This is a genomic window from Peribacillus sp. FSL R5-0717, from assembly GCF_038002945.1.
Taxonomy (GTDB): domain Bacteria; phylum Bacillota; class Bacilli; order Bacillales; family DSM-1321; genus Peribacillus; species Peribacillus frigoritolerans.
The window spans coordinates 4,183,229-4,202,194 of sequence record NZ_JBBOOF010000001.1; the positions used below are offsets into that span (position 1 = coordinate 4,183,229).

Annotated in this window: 20 protein-coding genes; 19 read left to right on the forward strand and 1 reads right to left on the reverse strand. The window is 42.6% G+C overall.

Going from position 1 to position 18,966, the window contains the following annotated elements; genetic code table 11:
- The first annotated feature begins 11 nt into the window (after nt 1-11).
- From NYE65_RS20230 to spoVM, 16 genes are all read left to right on the forward strand, one after another.
- Nucleotides 12-887 carry a YicC/YloC family endoribonuclease gene (locus tag NYE65_RS20230; protein WP_057278429.1) on the forward strand — a complete coding sequence of 292 codons (876 nt, stop codon included), beginning with the start codon at nt 12-14 and terminating at the stop codon, nt 885-887.
- A 53-nt stretch (nt 888-940) separates the two neighbouring features.
- Nucleotides 941-1,204 (forward strand): extracellular matrix/biofilm regulator RemA, encoded by a 264-nt coding sequence (gene remA / locus NYE65_RS20235; RefSeq protein ID WP_034313813.1) that lies wholly within the window; start codon nt 941-943, stop codon nt 1,202-1,204.
- A 10-nt stretch (nt 1,205-1,214) separates the two neighbouring features.
- On the forward strand, nt 1,215-1,829 hold the full coding sequence (gmk, locus tag NYE65_RS20240; RefSeq protein ID WP_034313809.1) for a guanylate kinase: 615 nt from the start codon (nt 1,215-1,217) through the stop codon (nt 1,827-1,829).
- A 3-nt stretch (nt 1,830-1,832) separates the two neighbouring features.
- The gene (gene rpoZ / locus NYE65_RS20245; RefSeq protein WP_034313807.1) at nt 1,833-2,036 is read left to right on the forward strand and encodes a DNA-directed RNA polymerase subunit omega; all 204 of its coding nucleotides are present in this window, start codon (nt 1,833-1,835) and stop codon (nt 2,034-2,036) included.
- Between the two features lie 226 nt (nt 2,037-2,262).
- Nucleotides 2,263-3,471 (forward strand): bifunctional phosphopantothenoylcysteine decarboxylase/phosphopantothenate--cysteine ligase CoaBC, encoded by a 1,209-nt coding sequence (gene coaBC / locus NYE65_RS20250; protein WP_340861523.1) that lies wholly within the window; start codon nt 2,263-2,265, stop codon nt 3,469-3,471.
- Nucleotides 3,472-3,477: 6 nt separating this feature from the next.
- Nucleotides 3,478-5,889 carry a primosomal protein N' gene (gene priA / locus NYE65_RS20255; protein ID WP_340861524.1) on the forward strand — a complete coding sequence of 804 codons (2,412 nt, stop codon included), beginning with the start codon at nt 3,478-3,480 and terminating at the stop codon, nt 5,887-5,889.
- A gap of 95 nt (nt 5,890-5,984) precedes the next feature.
- Nucleotides 5,985-6,470, forward strand: coding sequence for a peptide deformylase (def, locus tag NYE65_RS20260; RefSeq protein WP_098184662.1), 486 nt, complete (start codon nt 5,985-5,987; stop codon nt 6,468-6,470).
- Nucleotides 6,467-7,426, forward strand: coding sequence for a methionyl-tRNA formyltransferase (fmt, locus tag NYE65_RS20265; protein WP_034313796.1), 960 nt, complete (start codon nt 6,467-6,469; stop codon nt 7,424-7,426). Before def ends, fmt begins: the two co-directional genes overlap by 4 nt.
- Entirely contained in the window at nt 7,413-8,765 is a 1,353-nt protein-coding gene (rsmB, locus tag NYE65_RS20270; protein WP_057278424.1) for a 16S rRNA (cytosine(967)-C(5))-methyltransferase RsmB, read from the forward strand. Before fmt ends, rsmB begins: the two co-directional genes overlap by 14 nt.
- Nucleotides 8,765-9,859 carry a 23S rRNA (adenine(2503)-C(2))-methyltransferase RlmN gene (gene rlmN, locus NYE65_RS20275; protein WP_340861525.1) on the forward strand — a complete coding sequence of 365 codons (1,095 nt, stop codon included), beginning with the start codon at nt 8,765-8,767 and terminating at the stop codon, nt 9,857-9,859. The genes rsmB and rlmN overlap by 1 nt, the downstream gene beginning before the upstream one ends.
- A 4-nt stretch (nt 9,860-9,863) precedes the next feature.
- Nucleotides 9,864-10,613, forward strand: coding sequence for a Stp1/IreP family PP2C-type Ser/Thr phosphatase (locus tag NYE65_RS20280; RefSeq protein WP_328177626.1), 750 nt, complete (start codon nt 9,864-9,866; stop codon nt 10,611-10,613).
- Between the two features lie 5 nt (nt 10,614-10,618).
- Nucleotides 10,619-12,643, forward strand: a complete 2,025-nt coding sequence (gene pknB, locus NYE65_RS20285) for a Stk1 family PASTA domain-containing Ser/Thr kinase (protein WP_340861526.1) — start codon at nt 10,619-10,621, stop codon at nt 12,641-12,643.
- A gap of 23 nt (nt 12,644-12,666) precedes the next feature.
- A complete protein-coding gene (gene rsgA / locus NYE65_RS20290) occupies nt 12,667-13,548 on the forward strand; it encodes a ribosome small subunit-dependent GTPase A (RefSeq protein ID WP_268590471.1) in 882 nt (293 codons plus the stop codon).
- A 1-nt stretch (nt 13,549) separates the two neighbouring features.
- Complete coding sequence (rpe, locus tag NYE65_RS20295; RefSeq protein ID WP_328177623.1) at nt 13,550-14,197, forward strand: ribulose-phosphate 3-epimerase; 648 nt, start codon at nt 13,550-13,552, stop codon at nt 14,195-14,197.
- A 103-nt stretch (nt 14,198-14,300) separates the two neighbouring features.
- Complete coding sequence (locus NYE65_RS20300; RefSeq protein WP_268590469.1) at nt 14,301-14,954, forward strand: thiamine diphosphokinase; 654 nt, start codon at nt 14,301-14,303, stop codon at nt 14,952-14,954.
- 122 nt (nt 14,955-15,076) lie between these two features.
- The gene (spoVM, locus tag NYE65_RS20305) at nt 15,077-15,157 is read left to right on the forward strand and encodes a stage V sporulation protein SpoVM (RefSeq protein ID WP_034313769.1); all 81 of its coding nucleotides are present in this window, start codon (nt 15,077-15,079) and stop codon (nt 15,155-15,157) included.
- A gap of 186 nt (nt 15,158-15,343) precedes the next feature.
- On the opposite strand, the gene rpmB is transcribed toward spoVM, so the two are convergent.
- Nucleotides 15,344-15,532, reverse strand: a complete 189-nt coding sequence (rpmB, locus tag NYE65_RS20310; protein WP_034313767.1) for a 50S ribosomal protein L28 — start codon at nt 15,530-15,532, stop codon at nt 15,344-15,346.
- 252 nt (nt 15,533-15,784) lie between these two features.
- Between rpmB and NYE65_RS20315 the strand changes: the two genes are divergently transcribed.
- The 3 genes from NYE65_RS20315 to sdaAB all read left to right on the forward strand — a co-directional run bounded on the left by NYE65_RS20315 (nt 15,785) and on the right by sdaAB (nt 18,931).
- Complete coding sequence (locus NYE65_RS20315; RefSeq protein WP_034313762.1) at nt 15,785-16,147, forward strand: Asp23/Gls24 family envelope stress response protein; 363 nt, start codon at nt 15,785-15,787, stop codon at nt 16,145-16,147.
- Between the two features lie 18 nt (nt 16,148-16,165).
- Nucleotides 16,166-17,836, forward strand: coding sequence for a DAK2 domain-containing protein (locus NYE65_RS20320; RefSeq protein ID WP_034313758.1), 1,671 nt, complete (start codon nt 16,166-16,168; stop codon nt 17,834-17,836).
- Between the two features lie 432 nt (nt 17,837-18,268).
- A complete protein-coding gene (gene sdaAB, locus NYE65_RS20325; RefSeq protein ID WP_034313754.1) occupies nt 18,269-18,931 on the forward strand; it encodes an L-serine ammonia-lyase, iron-sulfur-dependent subunit beta in 663 nt (220 codons plus the stop codon).
- Nucleotides 18,932-18,966: the final 35 nt, after the last annotated feature.

Here is an 18,966-nt window from a genome sequence, read left to right on the forward strand (position 1 = left end):
GATGTGGAACCATGGTTACCAGTATGACGGGCTATGGAAGAGAAGAGGCGGAAAACGAACAGGTCAGGGTTTTTGCTGAAATCAAGACCGTTAACCATCGTTTTTGTGAATATACGATTCGAATGCCGCGCCAGCTTTTGGTTTTGGAAGAAAAGGTGAAAAAGAAGGCGAATCAATACATAAGAAGGGGACGGGTGGAAATCTTCATTACAGTGGAAGGTGAGAGCCTGGTTTCCAAAAAGGTGAAGATCGATTGGGATCTTGCTGATCAATATGTGGGATTGATGGATGAAGTCAAGGGAAAATACAATCTGGAAAGTTCAATTACATTACAGGATATGCTGCAACTTGAATCGATTTTCATGACGGAAGAAGTACCTGCGGTTCCTGCCGATTTGGAATCCCTTTTAATGAAGGCCGTCACGGGGGCATTGGAAAATCTGAAAAAAATGCGGGATCTCGAAGGTCAGGAACTTGCATCGGACATGAAACGCCAGCTTGAAAAGTTTGGTGAGATTGTAGCAGGAGTCAAAATGCATGCACCTTCAGTCGTCGAAAAATATAAAGCCCGATTGGAAATCAAACTGGCCGAGTTGACTGATGGTTTGATTGAAGATAGCCGTATTGTGACAGAAGCGGCCATTTTTGCTGATAAATGTGATATAAATGAAGAACTGACCAGACTCGATAGTCATTTACAGCAATTCTCAAGGACCCTTACCCATAGTGAACCAATTGGAAGGAAACTTGACTTCCTTGTCCAGGAAATGAATAGGGAAGTCAATACGATTGGATCAAAGGCAAATGATTCGGCCATTACGAAAGATGTGGTGGAAATGAAAAGTTTGCTTGAAAAATTAAAGGAACAGGTTCAAAATATCGAGTAGTCGGTTTATGATGAACCTAACAAGGTGACAATAGATATGAATGGGGGACAAAAATGTCAATTAAGCTCATTAATATTGGTTTTGGGAATATCGTTTCCGCGAACCGGATCGTATCCATCGTGAGCCCTGAATCGGCTCCGATAAAAAGGATCATCCAAGACGCCCGAGATCGCGGATCCTTAATAGATGCTACATATGGCAGAAGAACCAGGGCCGTTATAATTACAGACAGCGACCATGTTATCTTATCTGCCGTTCAACCGGAAACGGTTGCTGCACGGCTACAAGATAGAGATGACAGCGTAGAAGAGGGGTAACTGAAACAATATGAGAGAAAAAGGTTTATTAATCGTTTTGTCCGGACCATCCGGTGTTGGTAAAGGAACTGTTAGGAAGGCGATTTTTTCTCAGCCAGGAACGGCATTCGAATATTCAATTTCGATGACGACAAGGCTGCCTCGCCATGGTGAAGTGGACGGAGTGGACTATTTCTTCAAAAAACGCGAGGAATTCGAAGCACTGATCGAAGAAGGCAAATTGCTGGAATATGCTGAGTTCGTCGGTAATTACTATGGAACACCCGTGGATTATGTCCGTGAAACAATCGATTCCGGAAAAGATGTATTTCTGGAAATAGAAGTTCAAGGAGCTAAACAGGTCCGGGAGAAGTTCCCTGAAGGACTTTTCATTTTCCTTGCTCCTCCGAGTTTGACTGAACTTGAAAGCCGCATCGTTACTCGCGGAACCGAGACGGAGGAAGCGATAAAAGGCCGGATGAAAGTGGCCAAGGAAGAAATAGAACTTATGGATCTGTACGATTATGTTGTTGAAAATGATCATGTGGATGCAGCATGTGCTAGAATTAATGCAATTGTAATTGCCGAGCATTGCCGTCGGGAAAGAGTTGCAGTTTTATATAAAAAAATGTTGGAGGCGGAATAAATCATGTTATATCCATCAATTGATTCTCTATTACTTAAAATCGATTCTAAATACTCACTTGTATCGGTGGCAGCTAAACGCGCCAGGGAAATGCAAATTAAAGATAATTGCCTTATAAAACCGGTTTCCCATAAATCGGTAGGTCGTGCCCTTGAAGAAATTCATTCCGGTAAATTGACTTACGATAATTCTTACGAGGAAAACTAAGAGAACACAGAGCTTGACCTATCGGGCCTGACACCCTAAAGCAAACAGGAGCGTTACATTTGGAAAGTGCTTCCTTCCTGCGGCCAAGGTGTCAGGCCTGTTTGTTTTGATTTTTTTTAAAGTAATGTTTGGGGGAATCCATAGGTTATTGCGCATTTCAAATGAAATTTCTTCGGTTTTCCGTCATAATTAGAAAGAATAGAATGTATAGTTAGGGGAAATTTGCATGCTTATCGATAAAAAAGTACTTCTTTGTGTCACCGGCGGGATTGCTGTATATAAGGCTGCTGCCCTGACAAGTAAATTAACTCAGGAAGGTGCGCATGTTAAAGTGATCATGAGTGAATCGGCACGTAAGTTCGTGACGCCGCTCACCTTTCAAGCACTTTCGAGAAATGATGTGTACACAGATACTTTTGATGAGAAGGATTCTTCAGTCATTGCCCACATCGACTTGGCTGATTGGGCTGATATCATCCTGTTGGCTCCAGCTACAGCCAATGTCATTGGCAAAGTAGCCAATGGAATCGCGGATGATATGATCACGACCACCCTATTGGCAACGGAAGCACCTGTTTGGGTTGCGCCGGCAATGAACGTGCACATGTACGCACATCCAGCGGTTCAGAAAAATATGGAGACACTTCGGTCGTTTGGATATCAATTCATTGAACCGGGTGAAGGGTATTTGGCCTGCGGATATGTAGGGAAAGGGCGATTGGAGGAACCTGAAACAATCGTAGAACATCTTAATCGATATTTCAATGAACGCAAATTACAGCAACAGCCTCTTAAAGGAAAGAAATATTTAATCACGGCAGGACCGACACGTGAAGCGATTGATCCGGTGCGTTTTGTGACGAACCATTCCAGCGGCAAAATGGGCTATGCCTTAGCCGAAGCGGCAATTGAAATGGGCGCTGAGGTGACATTGATTACCGGCCCAGTGAACTTGACGCCACCTCCCAAGGCCAGAGTAATACCAGTGGAATCAGCAGCAGATATGTATGATGCGGTATTCGATCAGTTCGCTGCCAGTGATGCCGTAATCATGACGGCTGCAGTGGCGGATTATAAACCGAAGGTCTATCATACCCGAAAGATGAAAAAGCAGCCAGGGGAAAATGTGATTGAATTTGAACGGACAAAGGATATTCTAAAGGAACTCGGTGAAAATAAAACGCATCAGATTTTGGTGGGCTTTGCGGCTGAAACGAACAACGTTGAAGAATACGCAAGAGGAAAATTGGTCAAAAAGAATGCAGATATGATCGTTGCCAATAATGTTACCGTTGCAGGGGCAGGATTTGGAACGGATACGAACATCGTGACCATTTACGATAAAGATGGAAGTGCGACCGAACTTCCAAAAATGAGTAAAGCGGATATAGCTAAAAGCATCCTGGCAGAAGTATCTCGCAAGCAAAAGGAATGATGTCTTATGGATATAGCATCCGTCATCGTGGATGTACCTGCTAAACAAACGGATCGAGAATTCGACTATCGCATCCCTGAAAAGTGGAACCAAGTCATCAAGCCCGGAATGAGAGTCATCGTCCCATTCGGTCCAAGAATGGTGCAGGGGTTCGTCACAGGCTTAAAAGCTAAAAGCGACTTTGCGAAATTACGCTTTATAAAGGAACCAATGGATTTGGAGCCCATCATCAATGATGAATTGCTTCAGCTAGGTGACTGGTTGACCAAGGAGGCGATGTGTTTTAAAATTTCAGCGCTACAGGCCATGCTTCCGGCAGCGATGAAAGCAAAGTATGAAAAAGTCATTAAAGTCGTTGAAGATAAAAAGGATCAGATCCCTCCCTCCATTCAAAACCTTTTCGGAAAAAATGATTCACTATCTTGGAAAGACGTGATTGAAGGGGAGAATGCCTCCCTGGTCCAAAAGGAAATGCAAAATGGCAATCTTGAGCTCGAATACAATGTGAAAAACCGACTTAACAAGAAGACGGTCCGAGTCATTAAATCTTTGCTTTCCCCTATGGAACTGAAAGAAATGGCATCAGCCATATCCAGCCATGCAAAAAAACAACAGGAACTCCTTCAATACTTTATTGAACATCAAGAACCCATCCCGTTAAAGGAATTGCTTGAATTGATGAACACATCAAGCGGTACCGTCAAATCCCTAGTTTCAAAAGGGGCCTTGGCTGAAATGGATCAAGAAGTATACCGTGATCCTTATGAAAACCGTGTGTTCGAAAAATCCATTCCCTTTACACTGACAGCTGAACAAGCCGCTGCATTGAAGCCGATCCAAGAGAAAATACATCATGATGAACATGATGTTTTCCTTTTATATGGTGTAACCGGCAGCGGGAAGACGGAAGTGTATTTACAGGCAATTGCCTCTGTCATTGAAAAAGGGAAGGAAGCCATCATGCTTGTACCTGAAATCTCCTTGACGCCACAGACGGTGAAGAGGTTTAAGGAACGATTTGGGGAGCAGGTAGCTGTCATGCATAGCGGTTTATCCGTAGGTGAAAAATATGATGAATGGCGTAAAATTCACCGCAAAGAAGTAAAAGTGGTGGTCGGGGCGCGTTCTGCCGTGTTTGCTCCTTTTGAAAGCCTGGGGCTGGTCATCATTGACGAAGAGCATGAATCCAGTTATAAGCAAGAAGAAACACCAAGGTACCATGCTAGGGATGTTGCCATTGAAAGAGCAAAATCATATGGTTGTCCGGTTATTCTTGGCAGCGCCACACCTACACTGGAATCTTTTGCTCGAGCCAAGAAAAATGTCTATAAATTATTGACCCTTAGCCAGAGGATGAATAAAAATGCTTTGCCAGCAGTGGATATTGTAGATATGAGGGAAGAACTAAGAACGGGAAATCGTTCCATGTTTTCGGAGCTGCTCTTTACCAAGCTGAAAGACCGGCTTGAGAAGGGGGAGCAAACTGTCCTGATGCTAAATAAAAGGGGGCATTCTTCCTTTGTGATGTGTCGAAGCTGCGGATTGGTCATCAACTGCCCTAATTGTGACATTTCACTTACATATCATCGCTTTAATGATATAATGAAATGCCATTATTGTGGGTTTGAAGAGGGAATGCCTTCTGTTTGCCCTGAATGTGAAAGTGAACATATAAGGTTCTTTGGTACAGGAACTCAAAAGGTTGAAGAAGAGCTTGCAAAAATCCTGCCTGAAGCAAGGGTCATACGAATGGATGTTGACACGACGAGTAAGAAGGGTTCACATGAGCGATTGCTGAATGCCTTTGGTGAAGGAAAAGCGGATATATTGCTAGGCACCCAAATGATAGCCAAGGGCCTTGATTTTCCTAATATCACTCTTGTTGGAGTCCTTTCAGCCGATACGATGCTACATCTGCCTGATTTCCGTTCTTCGGAAAAGACATTTCAGCTGCTGACGCAGGTCAGCGGAAGGGCGGGACGTCATCAGCTTCCGGGAGAAGTGGTCATCCAAACCTATACGCCTGAGCACTACAGCATCGAGCTTTCTGCCCTGCAGGATTATGATGCTTTTTATGAACGGGAGATGTATCTAAGGAGGCAAAGTCATTACCCTCCATATTATTATGTTGTCCTTATAACCGTTTCACATGAAGATTTAATGAAGACGGTGAGTGTTACTGAGAAAATCACCAATTATTTAGGCTCGCGATTGAATCGGGATTCTGTCGTACTAGGTCCGGTTGCTTCGCCCATTAGTCGAATCAACAATAGATATCGCTATCAATGTCTGATAAAATACAAACGAGAGCCGGACCTGAATCAGCATTTACGCACACTTTTAGAGCATTACCAAAAAGAAACCGCTCATAATCATCTGCAGATTTCAATAGATTTAAATCCACAGATCATGATGTAATTATTTTAGAGATGGATGATTACCGCGAGCTGTAACAGCTTGCGTTTTTATATAATGAAGTGTTGTTTTTCATATCTAGGAGGGTACCTTTAATTTTGGCTATTTTACCGATTGTTTTGTTTCCTGAAAAAATTTTACAACAAAAATGCGATAAAGTAACAAGTTTTGATAAAAAGTTGGCAAAGCTGTTAAATAACATGTATGAAACGATGGTGGAGGCGGATGGCGTTGGACTTGCAGCACCTCAAGTTGGCGTGAAAAAGCAAGTGGCTGTCGTTGAAATAGAGGAAGGATCAGGTGCAATCGAACTGATTAATCCGGAAGTGCTGGAATTGGAAGGAGAACAGACAGGTGTTGAAGGATGCTTGAGCTTCCCGAGTTTATATGGTGAAGTAGTGCGTCCTTTCCGTGTCAAAGTCCGGGCACAAGACCGAAAAGGATCTTATTTCGAGATAGAAGCGGAGGATTTCCTTGCAAGGGCCCTTCTACACGAAATCGATCATCTGCAAGGAGTCTTATTTACAAGTAAGGTTTCCCGGTATATCTCGGAAGAAGAGTTAGAAAGGTATGGAGAAGAATGACAAAAATAATTTTTATGGGTACACCGGACTTTTCGGTGCCGGTATTGAAAAGAATCATTGATGAAGGGTATGATGTGATCGCTGTTGTCACACAGCCAGATCGTCCAGTGGGCCGTAAAAAGGTGCTTACGCCGCCGCCAGTTAAAGTCGAAGCCGAAAAGCATGGGATACCCGTTTATCAGCCTGAAAAAATCCGGGAAAAAGAAGAACTTGAAAAAATCATTGCATTGAATGCTGATTTAGTGGTGACGGCGGCATTCGGACAAATTCTTCCGAATGAATTGTTGGATGCCCCTAAGTACGGTTGTATTAATGTACATGCCTCCCTGCTTCCTGAACTGCGTGGAGGGGCGCCGATTCATTATTCCATTTTACAGGGGAAAGAAAAGACAGGGATAACCATCATGTATATGGCAGAAAAATTGGATGCCGGTGATATATTGACTCAGGCGGAAGTAACTATAGAGGAAGAAGACAATGTTGGTACACTGCATGATAAATTAAGCAAGGTAGGGTCGGATTTACTTGCGGACACACTTCCGAAACTTATAAATGAAGAGTTACAGGCAATCAAGCAAGATGATGCTAAAGCATCTTTTGCGCCTAACATCAAACGGTCGGAGGAAAAAATCGACTGGTCGAAATCAGGGGAAGACATCTATAACCATGTACGCGGCCTGAATCCTTGGCCTGTTGCTTATACAACCTTAGACGGTTCCATTATGAAAATATGGCAAGTAAAGAAATTAGAAGCTGGGAAGCAGGCCTTGCCGGGCATGATCGTTGAGGTACAAAATGATGGTTTCATCGTTTCGACAGGCAATGAGACGGCAATACTAGTAACAGAACTGCAGCCTTCAGGAAAGAAAAAAATGCCGGCGAAAGATTACTTGCGCGGAGCGGGATCGTTCATTAAAGCAGGCATGAAGTTAGGAGAACAGAATGAAGCAAACTAAAAAGGGAGTACGTGAAATCGCTCTCGATATTTTGGAATCTGTAGAGAAAAACCAATCCTACAGTAACCTATTATTGAACAACTTGATTAAAAAGCACCAGTTATCCGCCGTGGACAGCGGTTTGCTTACAGAGATAAGCTACGGTACCATCCAGAGGAAAATGACTTTGGATTATTTTTTGAACCCGTTTATTAAACAACCTAAAAAAACGCAAAGCTGGGTCATCAATTTACTTAGACTTTCCGTTTACCAAATGGTCTATTTAGATAAAGTGCCTGATCATGCAATCATTTTCGAGGCCGTAGAAATTTCCAAAAAGCGCGGACACAAGGGCACCTCTTCGATGGTCAATGGTGTGCTTCGTAATATTCAAAGAAATGGTGTTCCTTCTTTAGAGGAAATTAAAAATGATCTGGAACGGCTTTCCATAGAAGTGAGTCATCCTATTTGGCTGGTCCAGCGTTGGGTAGAGCAATTTGGCTATGAAAAAACCAAGGAAATGTGTGAAATCAACTTAACTGCGCCATTACAGACAGGACGTGTTAATTTAAAAAAGATCTCACGCCGTGAACTGATCAGCATATTAACGGAAGAAGGATATGATGTTGAAGCGAGTGAAGTCGTTCCCGAAGCAATAGTCAGCTATAAAGGGAATCTTGCTCATTCAGAAAGCTATAAAATGGGGTATTTATCGATTCAGGACGAGAGTTCAATGCTAGTTGCCCATGCATTGGGTGCGAATGAAAATGATGCTGTGCTCGATTGCTGTGCTGCACCTGGAGGGAAAACGACCCATATCGCAGAAGGCTTGACCACAGGACAAGTATATGCACTCGACCTTCATGAACATAAGGTCAAGCTAATTAAAGAGCAGGCGGAGCGCTTAAAACTCAGAAACAATATTAAGACAATGGCCCTTGATAGCAGAAAAGTGCAAGAGCACTTTAATAAGGAAGGGTTTGACAGGGTCCTGATCGATGCACCATGTTCCGGGTTGGGAGTCATGCGCCGGAAACCTGATGTAAAGTATACTAAAACAAAAGATGATATAATGAAACTCTCAAGTATACAACAACAATTATTGGAATCGGCTGCCCCGCTTGTTAAGCAAGGAGGACGGTTAGTATATAGTACCTGTACGGTGGATAAAGAAGAAAATGACAAAGTCGCTGCAGCATTTTTGGAAAGCCATCCGGATTTTGAAAGCGATGCAACCTTGTCCACAAGAATGCCTGAAAGCGTTCAGCCATATATCGAGGGTCATACGCTGCAAGTTTTTCCGCAATATTTTAGCAGTGACGGATTCTTTATTGCGAGTTTTAGAAAGAAGGTGCTGTAATGGCAGAAATCACTAAATCATCTAGAGTAAGAAAAGACACGACAACAGAAAAACCATCGATCTACTCATTGGAGCTTCACCAAATTAAAGAATGGCTGCTTCAAAATGGAGAGAAGGCATTCCGGGCCGAGCAAGTATATGACTGGCTTTATAAAAAGCGTGTCTCCAGTTTTGAAGATATGTCCAACCTTTCGAAATCATTACGGGATAAGTTGGAGTCGCAATTCACCTTCACAACATTGAAGACATTGATTCAGCAAACGTCCAATGACGGAACGATGAAGTTTTTATTTGAACTCCAAGATGGATATTCGATTGAAACGGTGCTGATGCGTCATGAATACGGAAACTCCATTTGCGTGACAACGCAGGTAGGATGCAGAATTGGCTGTACATTCTGTGCTTCGACACTTGGCGGTTTAAAGCGGAATCTTGAATCAGGGGAAATTGTTGCCCAGGTCGTTAAAGTTCAGCAAGCACTTGATGAGTCGGAAGAGCGTGTTAGTTCCGTCGTTATCATGGGAATCGGTGAACCGTTTGATAACTACGATAATATGATGTCATTCTTGAAGAATATAAACCATGAAAAGGGCTTGAACATCGGGGCGCGTCATATTACCGTTTCCACAAGTGGAATCATTCCTAAAATCTATAAGTTTGCCGAAGAAAGCATGCAAATAAACTTTGCTGTTTCCCTTCATGCACCGAATACGGAATTGAGAAGTAAATTGATGCCGATCAATAAGGCCTACAAACTTCCAGACCTGATTGAGGCCATCAAATACTATACAGAAAAAACAGGCCGCCGTGTAAGTTTTGAATATGGTCTATTCGGTGGCGAAAATGATTCAGTGGAGCACGCTGAAGAATTAGCAGCTTTAATAAAAGGGATAAAATGCCATGTGAACTTAATACCGGTTAACTATGTACCGGAACGCAACTATGTACGAACACCTCGGGACCAGATTTTTGAGTTTGAAAAAACATTGAAGAAGCGCGGCATTAATGTAACGATCCGAAGGGAACAAGGCAGTGATATTGACGCAGCCTGCGGCCAGCTTCGGGCCAAGGAGCGCAAAGAAGAGACGAGGTGACCCTATGAGGGCAATATTTAAGACAGACCGTGGAAAAGTCCGCCAGCATAATGAAGATAATGGCGGAATCTTTAAGAACTCGGAAGGCGTTCGCCTTGCCATCGTTGCAGATGGCATGGGCGGCCACCGTGCCGGGGATGTAGCCAGTGCAATGACGATAGACCTTCTGAAAAAGGGCTGGGAAGTATCCACCGGAATCGAAACGGCAAATGATGCCGAAGATTGGCTTAAGCATCAAATCTTCACGGTCAATCAGTTGCTTTTTGAACATGCAGAAGCGAATACGGAATGTAAGGGCATGGGGACCACCATTGTTGCAGCCATTTGCACCGACAAGTTTGCTACCATTGCCAACATCGGGGACAGCCGGTGTTATTTGTATAATGAGAGTGGTTTTAAGCAAGTCACGGAAGATCATTCACTCGTTAACGAATTGGTCCGTTCCGGTCAGATTTCGAAAGAAGATGCCGAAAACCATCCACGGAAAAATGTTTTATTACGAGCCTTGGGGACAGAAATGCAAGTGGAAATGGACATTATGACGGTCATCTTCGAAGAAAATGATTTACTATTGCTTTGTTCGGACGGGTTGACGAATAAAGTGAGTGAACTGGAACTGGAAGAAACGGTAACCAATGCACAGTCACTTGAAGAAAAGGCGAATTCATTAATAGATAAGGCCAATCACTACGGTGGGGAAGATAATATCACCCTTGTGCTTGTTCAATTTACTGAAGAAAGTGAAAGCAGGTGAATTGAATGTTGATTGGCAGAAGGATCAACGGCCGTTATAAACTGATCCAGATGGTCGGCGGCGGCGGTATGGCTAATGTTTACCTTGCAAGGGATATGATCTTGGATAGGGATGTTGCATTGAAAATCCTTCGCATGGATTTTAATAATGACGAAGAGTTCATCAAGCGCTTCAATCGGGAAGCCCAATCGGCAACCAGTTTGGCCCATCCCAATATCGTAAGTATTTATGATGTTGGTGAAGAAGATTCCATCTATTATATTGTAATGGAATACGTTGACGGTTTTACACTTAAGCAATACATACAAAAATATTATCCAATTCCAGTTGATGAAGCCTTGGATATCATGAGGCAAATCACGGCAGCGATTTCCCATGCCCATCATAATGGGATCATCCATCGTGACATCAAGCCACAGAACATTTTGATTGATAAGGAAGGTACCGTCAAGATTACGGACTTTGGCATTGCATTGGCCCTAAGTGCAACAAACATAACGCAGACCAACGCAGTCTTGGGTTCGGTTCATTATTTATCTCCGGAACAGGCCAGAGGCGGTATGGCCAATAAGAAATCGGACATTTATTCACTTGGCATCGTCATGTTTGAATTGTTGACGGGGAGACTGCCTTTTTCGGGTGAATCAGCCGTGTCGATAGCTCTTAAACATTTACAATCGGAAACTCCTTCACCAAAACGCTGGAATTCTGAAATACCCCAGAGTGTGGAAAATATTATCTTGAAAGCGACAGCCAAAGATTCATATTACCGCTATGAGAGTGTGGACTCGATGGAGGATGATATACGGACGTCGCTTAATCCGGAGCGTTCAAATGAACTTCCTTTTGCGATTCCCGAAGATCATGATGCAACAAAAGCCATCCCCGTCATAACGGATGATCAGCTTTCAAGCATCGATGAGACAATCATAAGGGGCCCTGAAAAAAATACGTTAGTTTATGCGGACGATGAGGAAAGTGAATCAGAAGCAGAGAGTAATTCAAAAAAGAAACAAAAGAAACAGAAAAAACAAAAAAACAAGTCGGAACACAAAGGTAAAAAGCGAAAGAACATGCCTGCGATCTTGGTGACCACCTTTTTAGTTCTCGCACTGCTTGCTGTTTTATCTGTCACAGTTTTACCTCCCCTCCTTGTCTCGAAGGAAGTGACGATCCCTGACCTTAAAGGGGAAGAATTGGATGACGCCATTACTGAATTGCTTGAAATGGATTTGGAAATTGGAGAGACGATCGAGATTGAAGATGAAGAGGTTGAAGCTGGTCTTGTGATCAAAACCAATCCTAAGGAAGGTAAGACGGTCAAGGAAGGTGCAGTGATCGATATTTATCAAAGCGTTGGTAAAGAGACGATTTCATTGTCCAGCTATAAAGGTCGAGATTACTCTGATGTTAAATCCCTGCTTGAAAAAATGGGATTCAAAAACATAAGCGTTACTGAAAAATATGATGACAGTGCTCCCGGCACGATCATAGATCAATCTCCCTCGGGTGCCACTGAGGTCGTACCATCCGAAACGGAGCTTGAGCTGACGGTCAGTAAAGGGGCAGATCTGTTGAGCTTGAAGAACTTAACGGGGTTCAATAAAGCTGCCCTTGATGATTATTCCAGTGAAAGTGGAATAAAGATCGATGTCGAAGAAGAAATCTATGATGATTCCGTAGCTGAGGGGCTTGTCATTTCCCAATCACCGGAACCTGCTACGAAGGTGGAAAAGGGCAGTACTGTGAAAGTGGTCATTTCAAAAGGGAAAGAAGAGATTCCGCCCAAGAGTGTAACGGAGGAAGTCATAATCGAGTATGATCCGGTTGAGCCAGGCAAAACACAAAAAATACAAATTTTCATCGAGGATATCGACAATAGCATGACGGAGCCTCAAGAAACATTCTATATATTGCAAGATGCGAAGAGAACGATCGAATTAATGGTTTCCCCGGATAAGAAAGCAGGATATAAAATCATGAGGGACAATCAGGTCATCATTGACGAATCCGTCTCATATCCAGAATAAATATAATAATTAGGAGTGTGGTTATGCCCGAAGGAAAAATTATCAAAGCATTAAGTGGATTTTATTATGTCCTTGATGGTGAAGAGGTCTTTCAATGCCGTGGAAGGGGCCTGTTCAGGAAGAATAAGGTAACCCCGCTCGTTGGTGATTATGTTGTTTTTGAAGCGGAAAATAAAACGGACGGGACCGTGACCGAAATAAAACCGCGAAAGAATGAATTGATACGCCCGCAAATCTCGAATGTAGACCAGGCAATCCTTGTCTTTTCGGCAGTGGAACCTGATTTCAGTCCAGCCTTGCTTGATCGATTTCTCGTATTGATCGAAGATAACGAAATCGAACCGATTATCGTCGTGACGAAACTGGACTTGGTTACAGCTGAAAATCAAAAGAAATTGTCTCAGTATATTAAGGACTATCAGAAACTTGGCTATACTGTACTGGAGACATCTTCCGTTACCGCCGGAGGGATTGAAGAACTAGTGCCGTATCTAGAAGGAAAAACCAGTGTATTTGCGGGTCAGTCCGGTGTTGGGAAATCGTCTTTGCTGAATGCCATCAATCCGGAATTGGCTTTAAAGACGGATGATATTTCTTCACACCTGGGACGCGGGAAGCATACGACCCGGCACGTTGAATTGATCCATATTGGCTCTGGACTTGTCGCGGATACTCCAGGGTTCAGTTCACTTGAATTCATGGAAATGGAAGCTGAACGGCTATCCTATTGCTTCCCGGAAATGCATAAGCATGGGGAAGACTGTAAATTCAGGGCCTGTCTCCACGATAAAGAACCGAAATGTGCAGTGAAGGAAGCGGTTGATTCCGGGGAAATTCCCCGTTATCGATACGAGCATTATATGCAATTCTTAGAAGAAATAAGAGATAGAAAGCCGAGGTATTAAAATGGTTAAAATCGCACCATCCATTTTATCAGCTGACTTTGCAAAATTGGGAGAAGAAATTCTTGATGTGGAAAGGGGCGGAGCGGATTTGATCCATGTGGATGTCATGGATGGGCATTTCGTGCCGAATATAACAATTGGCTCACTAATTGTTGATGCTATCCGCCCAGTAACGAAGCTTCCGCTTGATGTTCATTTAATGATCGAACAACCTGATCGTTATATCGAGTCCTTTGCGAAAGCGGGAGCTGATTATATAACTGTACATGTAGAGGCCTGCACACATTTGCATCGAACGGTTCAATTGATCAAATCTTTTGGTGTAAAGGCAGGCGTGGTGCTTAATCCAGCCACTCCGTCTTCCTTGATACAACCTATAATCGAAGATATTGACATGGTATTGTTGATGACGGTTAATCCGGGTTTTGGGGGGCAAAAGTTCATTAAATCCGTTCTTCCGAAAATTGCCGAAGTGAAGGCGATGGCAGGAATGTATAATCAAAATCTCGAGATAGAGATTGATGGTGGAGTAAATGAAGAAACGGCTAAACTATGTATTGAACAAGGGGCGACAATCCTGGTGGCCGGTTCGGCAATATATGATCAGGAAAATCGACACGCAGCGATTCAAAAGATTCGGGGAAAGTGATATAAGCCGACACTATCATATTCATATGATGGTGATCGGCTTTTTTTATCAATTAAACTAAGGCACCTTGGATATGATTTTTATATGGAAAAGGATGATTTCGATGATTATCAGTATAATGGCTGGAGGTCCGGAATGTTTTTGGCCGGATTTGACATGGTATAAGGAGAAGACAGATCTTTGGGTCGGGGTTGACAGGGGAGTATGGTCTCTGCTTGAAAAAGGTATCGAACCTAAGTACGGTTTTGGGGATTTTGATTCGGTTTCGAAAGGTGAATACGAAAAGATTGAGCAAATGCTGGAAGAAATCAATCTTTATTCCTCGGAAAAGGATGAAACGGATTTAGAAATCGCATTTAAATGGGCAATGGGGCAAAAGCCAAGAGAAATTCACATTCTGGGCGCAACAGGGGGAAGAATGGACCATTTTCTCGGGAATATCCAGCTGCTCCAAAAAGAAAGTGTCCTCCCTCATCATGGTAATATGGATATATACATAGTCGATCGGCAAAATATAATCACAGTAAAGACAGCAGGTTCATATAAGGTCACTGCTTTGAATGATAAGAAATACTTGTCCTTGCTCCCAGTAAACGCTGAAGTCACCGGCATTACTCTTTCGGGTTTCAAATATCCGCTGGACGATGCAAGCTTGGAAATGGGTTCGACGCTTTGCATCAGCAATGAACTAATTTCCGAATCTGGGAATGTTTCATTTGAGAAAGGCATATTAATGGTGATAAGAAGCAGTGATTAAAATTCATGCTTAGAGCAGATTCGGATATAATTACGATCATCCTATATCCGCTTAAAAGCTTATGTTGTAATAGAAAAATTCCACTTCATCTTTAATTGTGGGATGCAAAGAGGAGGGGCATGATGAAATTTTATACGATTAAATTGCCAAAAGTTCTGGGCAGTTTGGTAAGGGCTATGCTCGGAGCGTTTAAAAAAGGCTGATACTTATCTCCATGACACCTCTCAAATTTAGGGAGGTGTTATTTTTTAGTAAAATAGGGCGGCCATCCATTAATGGGTGAAGGCATCCTTCTTGATGCAGACTGGACCTGGTCAAAGATTTGTAACCATCCCCATTAAATACCGGCCATTACAAGTAAAAAGGCATCCTAAGAGGATGCCGTAACATTATACGCGTTCTACTTTGCCCGATTTAAGAGCTCTTGCAGAAACGTATACACGTTTAGGTTTACCGTCAACTAAAATACGTACTTTTTGAAGGTTAGCGCCCCATGTACGCTTGCTAGCGTTCATTGCGTGAGAGCGGCTGTTACCAGAACGAGTTCTTCTTCCAGTGATTACACATTTACGTGCCATGTCAAATTCCCTCCTAACTACAACAAGCTTAAGTTTTTCGCAGTCGTCTTAAGTCTTTGTAAAATACTTTAATAATTTATCATACCTACCGATAGAATGCAATACTTCAGTTAATTACTTTCAAGAAAAAAACCTTGACATACATACTTCAAAATTGAATTATATAGAGTACCGTAAGACATTTACTTTTAAAACCATAGACATTATAGTAAAATGTCTTTAGTTGATTTGATTTTTGGGAGGGAAAAGAAAATGTCTATCGAATTACAAACGAAGTATGGACAAATTGATATCTCTAATGAGGTTATCGCTACTGTAGCAGGCGGCGCAGCCGTGGATTGCTACGGAATTATAGGAATGTCTTCCAAAAAACAATTTAAAGACGGCATTGCCGAAATTTTAAGAAAAGAAAACTTTACTAAAGGTGTAATTGTCCGTCAAGAAGAGGAAGAAGTTCATATCGATATGTATATTATCGTAAGTTATGGAACGAAAATCTCGGAAGTTGCACATAATGTGCAATCAAAGGTAAAGTACACTCTGGACAAAACTGTAGGATTAGCTGTTGATTCCGTTAACATTTTTGTACAGGGAGTTCGTGTGACGAACCCTTAAGTATAGGAGGAAAGTTTTGTGTCAATTACAAGTTTGAACGGAAAGCGCTTTGCAGAAATGATCATTCAAGGTGCCAACCATTTAGCGGCTAATGCCCAAATGGTTGATGCGTTGAATGTTTTCCCTGTTCCGGATGGAGATACAGGAACGAATATGAATTTATCGATGACTTCGGGAGCGAAGGAAGTGCAAAATAACGTCCAGGAACACATCGGAAAAGTGGGTGCGTCGCTTTCAAGAGGATTGCTTATGGGCGCACGCGGCAATTCGGGAGTTATCCTTTCGCAACTGTTCCGCGGTTTTGCTAAAGCGATTGAACATAAATCGGAAATCAATAGTGAAGAATTTGCCCAAGCTTTTGAAGCAGGGGTTCAGACAGCTTATAAAGCCGTTATGAAACCTGTTGAAGGAACCATTTTAACGGTTGCAAAAGATGCAGCCAAGCAAGCGGTTTCATCAGCAGCAAAGCATATAGACCTAATTCAGGTAATGGAAGAAATCGTTACGGAGGCCAATGCTTCATTAAAACGCACACCTGATCTTCTTCCAGTCTTAAAAGAAGTGGGTGTCGTTGATAGCGGGGGGCAAGGGTTGGTGTTTGTATATGAAGGTTTCCTTGCTGAGCTGAAAGGTGAAGCCCTTCCAGTCCGATCCGCTAATGGTCCAAGCATGGATGACATGATCAGTGCCGAACATCATATGAATGTACAAGGACATATGAACACGGAAGATATCGTGTTTGGCTACTGTACGGAATTCATGGTCCGGTTGGAAAGTGAAAAACTTGCCAATCAATCATTTGATGAAGAAAAATTCAGAAATGATTTAAGTGAGTACGGAGATTCTTTACTAGTCATCTCAGATGATGAAGTCGTCAAAGTACATATTCACTCTGAACAGCCTGGCACCTGCCTGAATTATGGACAGCAATATGGTAGTTTAATAAAAATGAAAATCGATAATATGCGTGAACAGCATACTGCGATTGTAGGTGAGACGAATACACCGCTTCAAACTAAACCTCCCACCAAAGAGAAGTACGCTGTAGTGTCAGTGGCGATGGGCGCTGGCATCAGCGAATTATTCAAAAGCATCGGCGCTAAGTCCGTCATCGAAGGCGGGCAAACGATGAATCCTAGTACGGAAGATATCGTTAAAGCTGTCGAAGGGGCATATGCAGATCATGTGATCATCTTGCCTAACAATAAAAATATCATCATGGCCGCCAATCAGGCTGCAGATGTACTTGGGGATCATGTGACTGTCATTCCAACGAAAACAGTACCACAGGGAATGGCTGCATTGTTGGCTTTCAACCCTTCACTTGATGCCGAAGAGAATAAAAAAGCGATGATCGAAGCCCTTTCGCATGTGAAAACGGGCCAGATTACTTATGCTGTCCGGGATACCAACATTGACGGTCTTGCAATCGAGACCGGGGACTTCATGGGAATTGCTGAAGGCACCATCAAGGTGAAGGATAAAGACATGACTCAAGCGGCAAAAGATCTTCTTTCCGATATGATTGACGAAGATTCAGAAATCCTTACCATTTTATATGGTGAAGATGCCACTGCTGAAGATGTCGAAAGTCTTGTTGCGTTTTGTAATGAGAATTTCGAAGACGTTGAAGTTGAAGTCCATAATGGGAAACAACCTTTATATTCTTTCATTTTTTCAATTGAATAAGTAGAGAACATGAAAAATAAGGGAAACCTATCCGTCATAATGTTTGGAGGATCCCGAAAAAAATAAAAGGCAATAAACTGCATATGTCATTAGGCTATGCAGTTTTATTTTGGCTGTTTTCACATACTTTGTTGCTATTTACCAGGTAGTGAGTTGTGGTTGATTTCCCCTCCAGATGCTCGCTTTCCGCGGGGCGGGCGGTGAGCCTCCTCGGCGTAAACGCCTGTGGGGTCTCACCTGTCCCGCTGCTCCCGCAGGAGTCTCGCACTTCCGCTCCAATCACTTAAATAGTTTCGTTTTAAAAACAACAATTTTTACGAAAAGAGCATTTATTTTTATGAAAAGAAGGATTACGGACAGCATAATTGTAATTACAATATATCAGGCTTTATTATTAAACTGACTCCAAGTGAATAGAAGGAGGAGCTAATCATGAAATTTAGAAGTGTATTCGATATAATTGGTCCTGTTATGATCGGCCCCTCCAGCTCCCATACAGCAGGAGCTGCAAGGATCGGTAGGGTTGCCAGGAATTTATTCGACCGGGAACCAAAATGGGCCCATATTTCTTTTTACGGATCGTTTGCCAAAACCTATAAAGGCCATGGAACCGATGTTGCCATTGTAGGAGGCTTGCTTGATTTTGATACATTTGATGAGAGAATCAAAGAATCGCTGGAAATAGCACGCAAAAAGAAAATGAAAATTACATTTCGAGAAGAAGAGGCAGTACCGGAACATCCCAATACAGCAAAAATAACAGTTGGTGATGATGATGGTGAACTGGAACTTGTCGGAATATCGATAGGCGGGGGAAAGATCGAAATCGTCGAATTGAACGGATTTAAATTGAGGCTGTCCGGGCACAACCCTGCCATACTCGTCGTTCATGATGATCGATTTGGTGCCATTGCCAATGTTTCAAACATATTAGCCAAGCATCAAATCAATATTGGCCAAATGGAAGTCTCCCGAAAAGAGAAAGGGCAGATGGCCTTGATGACGATTGAAGTGGACCAAAACCTGGAGGATCACGTCATAGCTGAAATTACAGCACTCCCCAATATCACTCAAGTAGCAAGGATTGTGGATTGATAGAGCAATCGTTTCCACTTAGGAAGGAGAAGAAA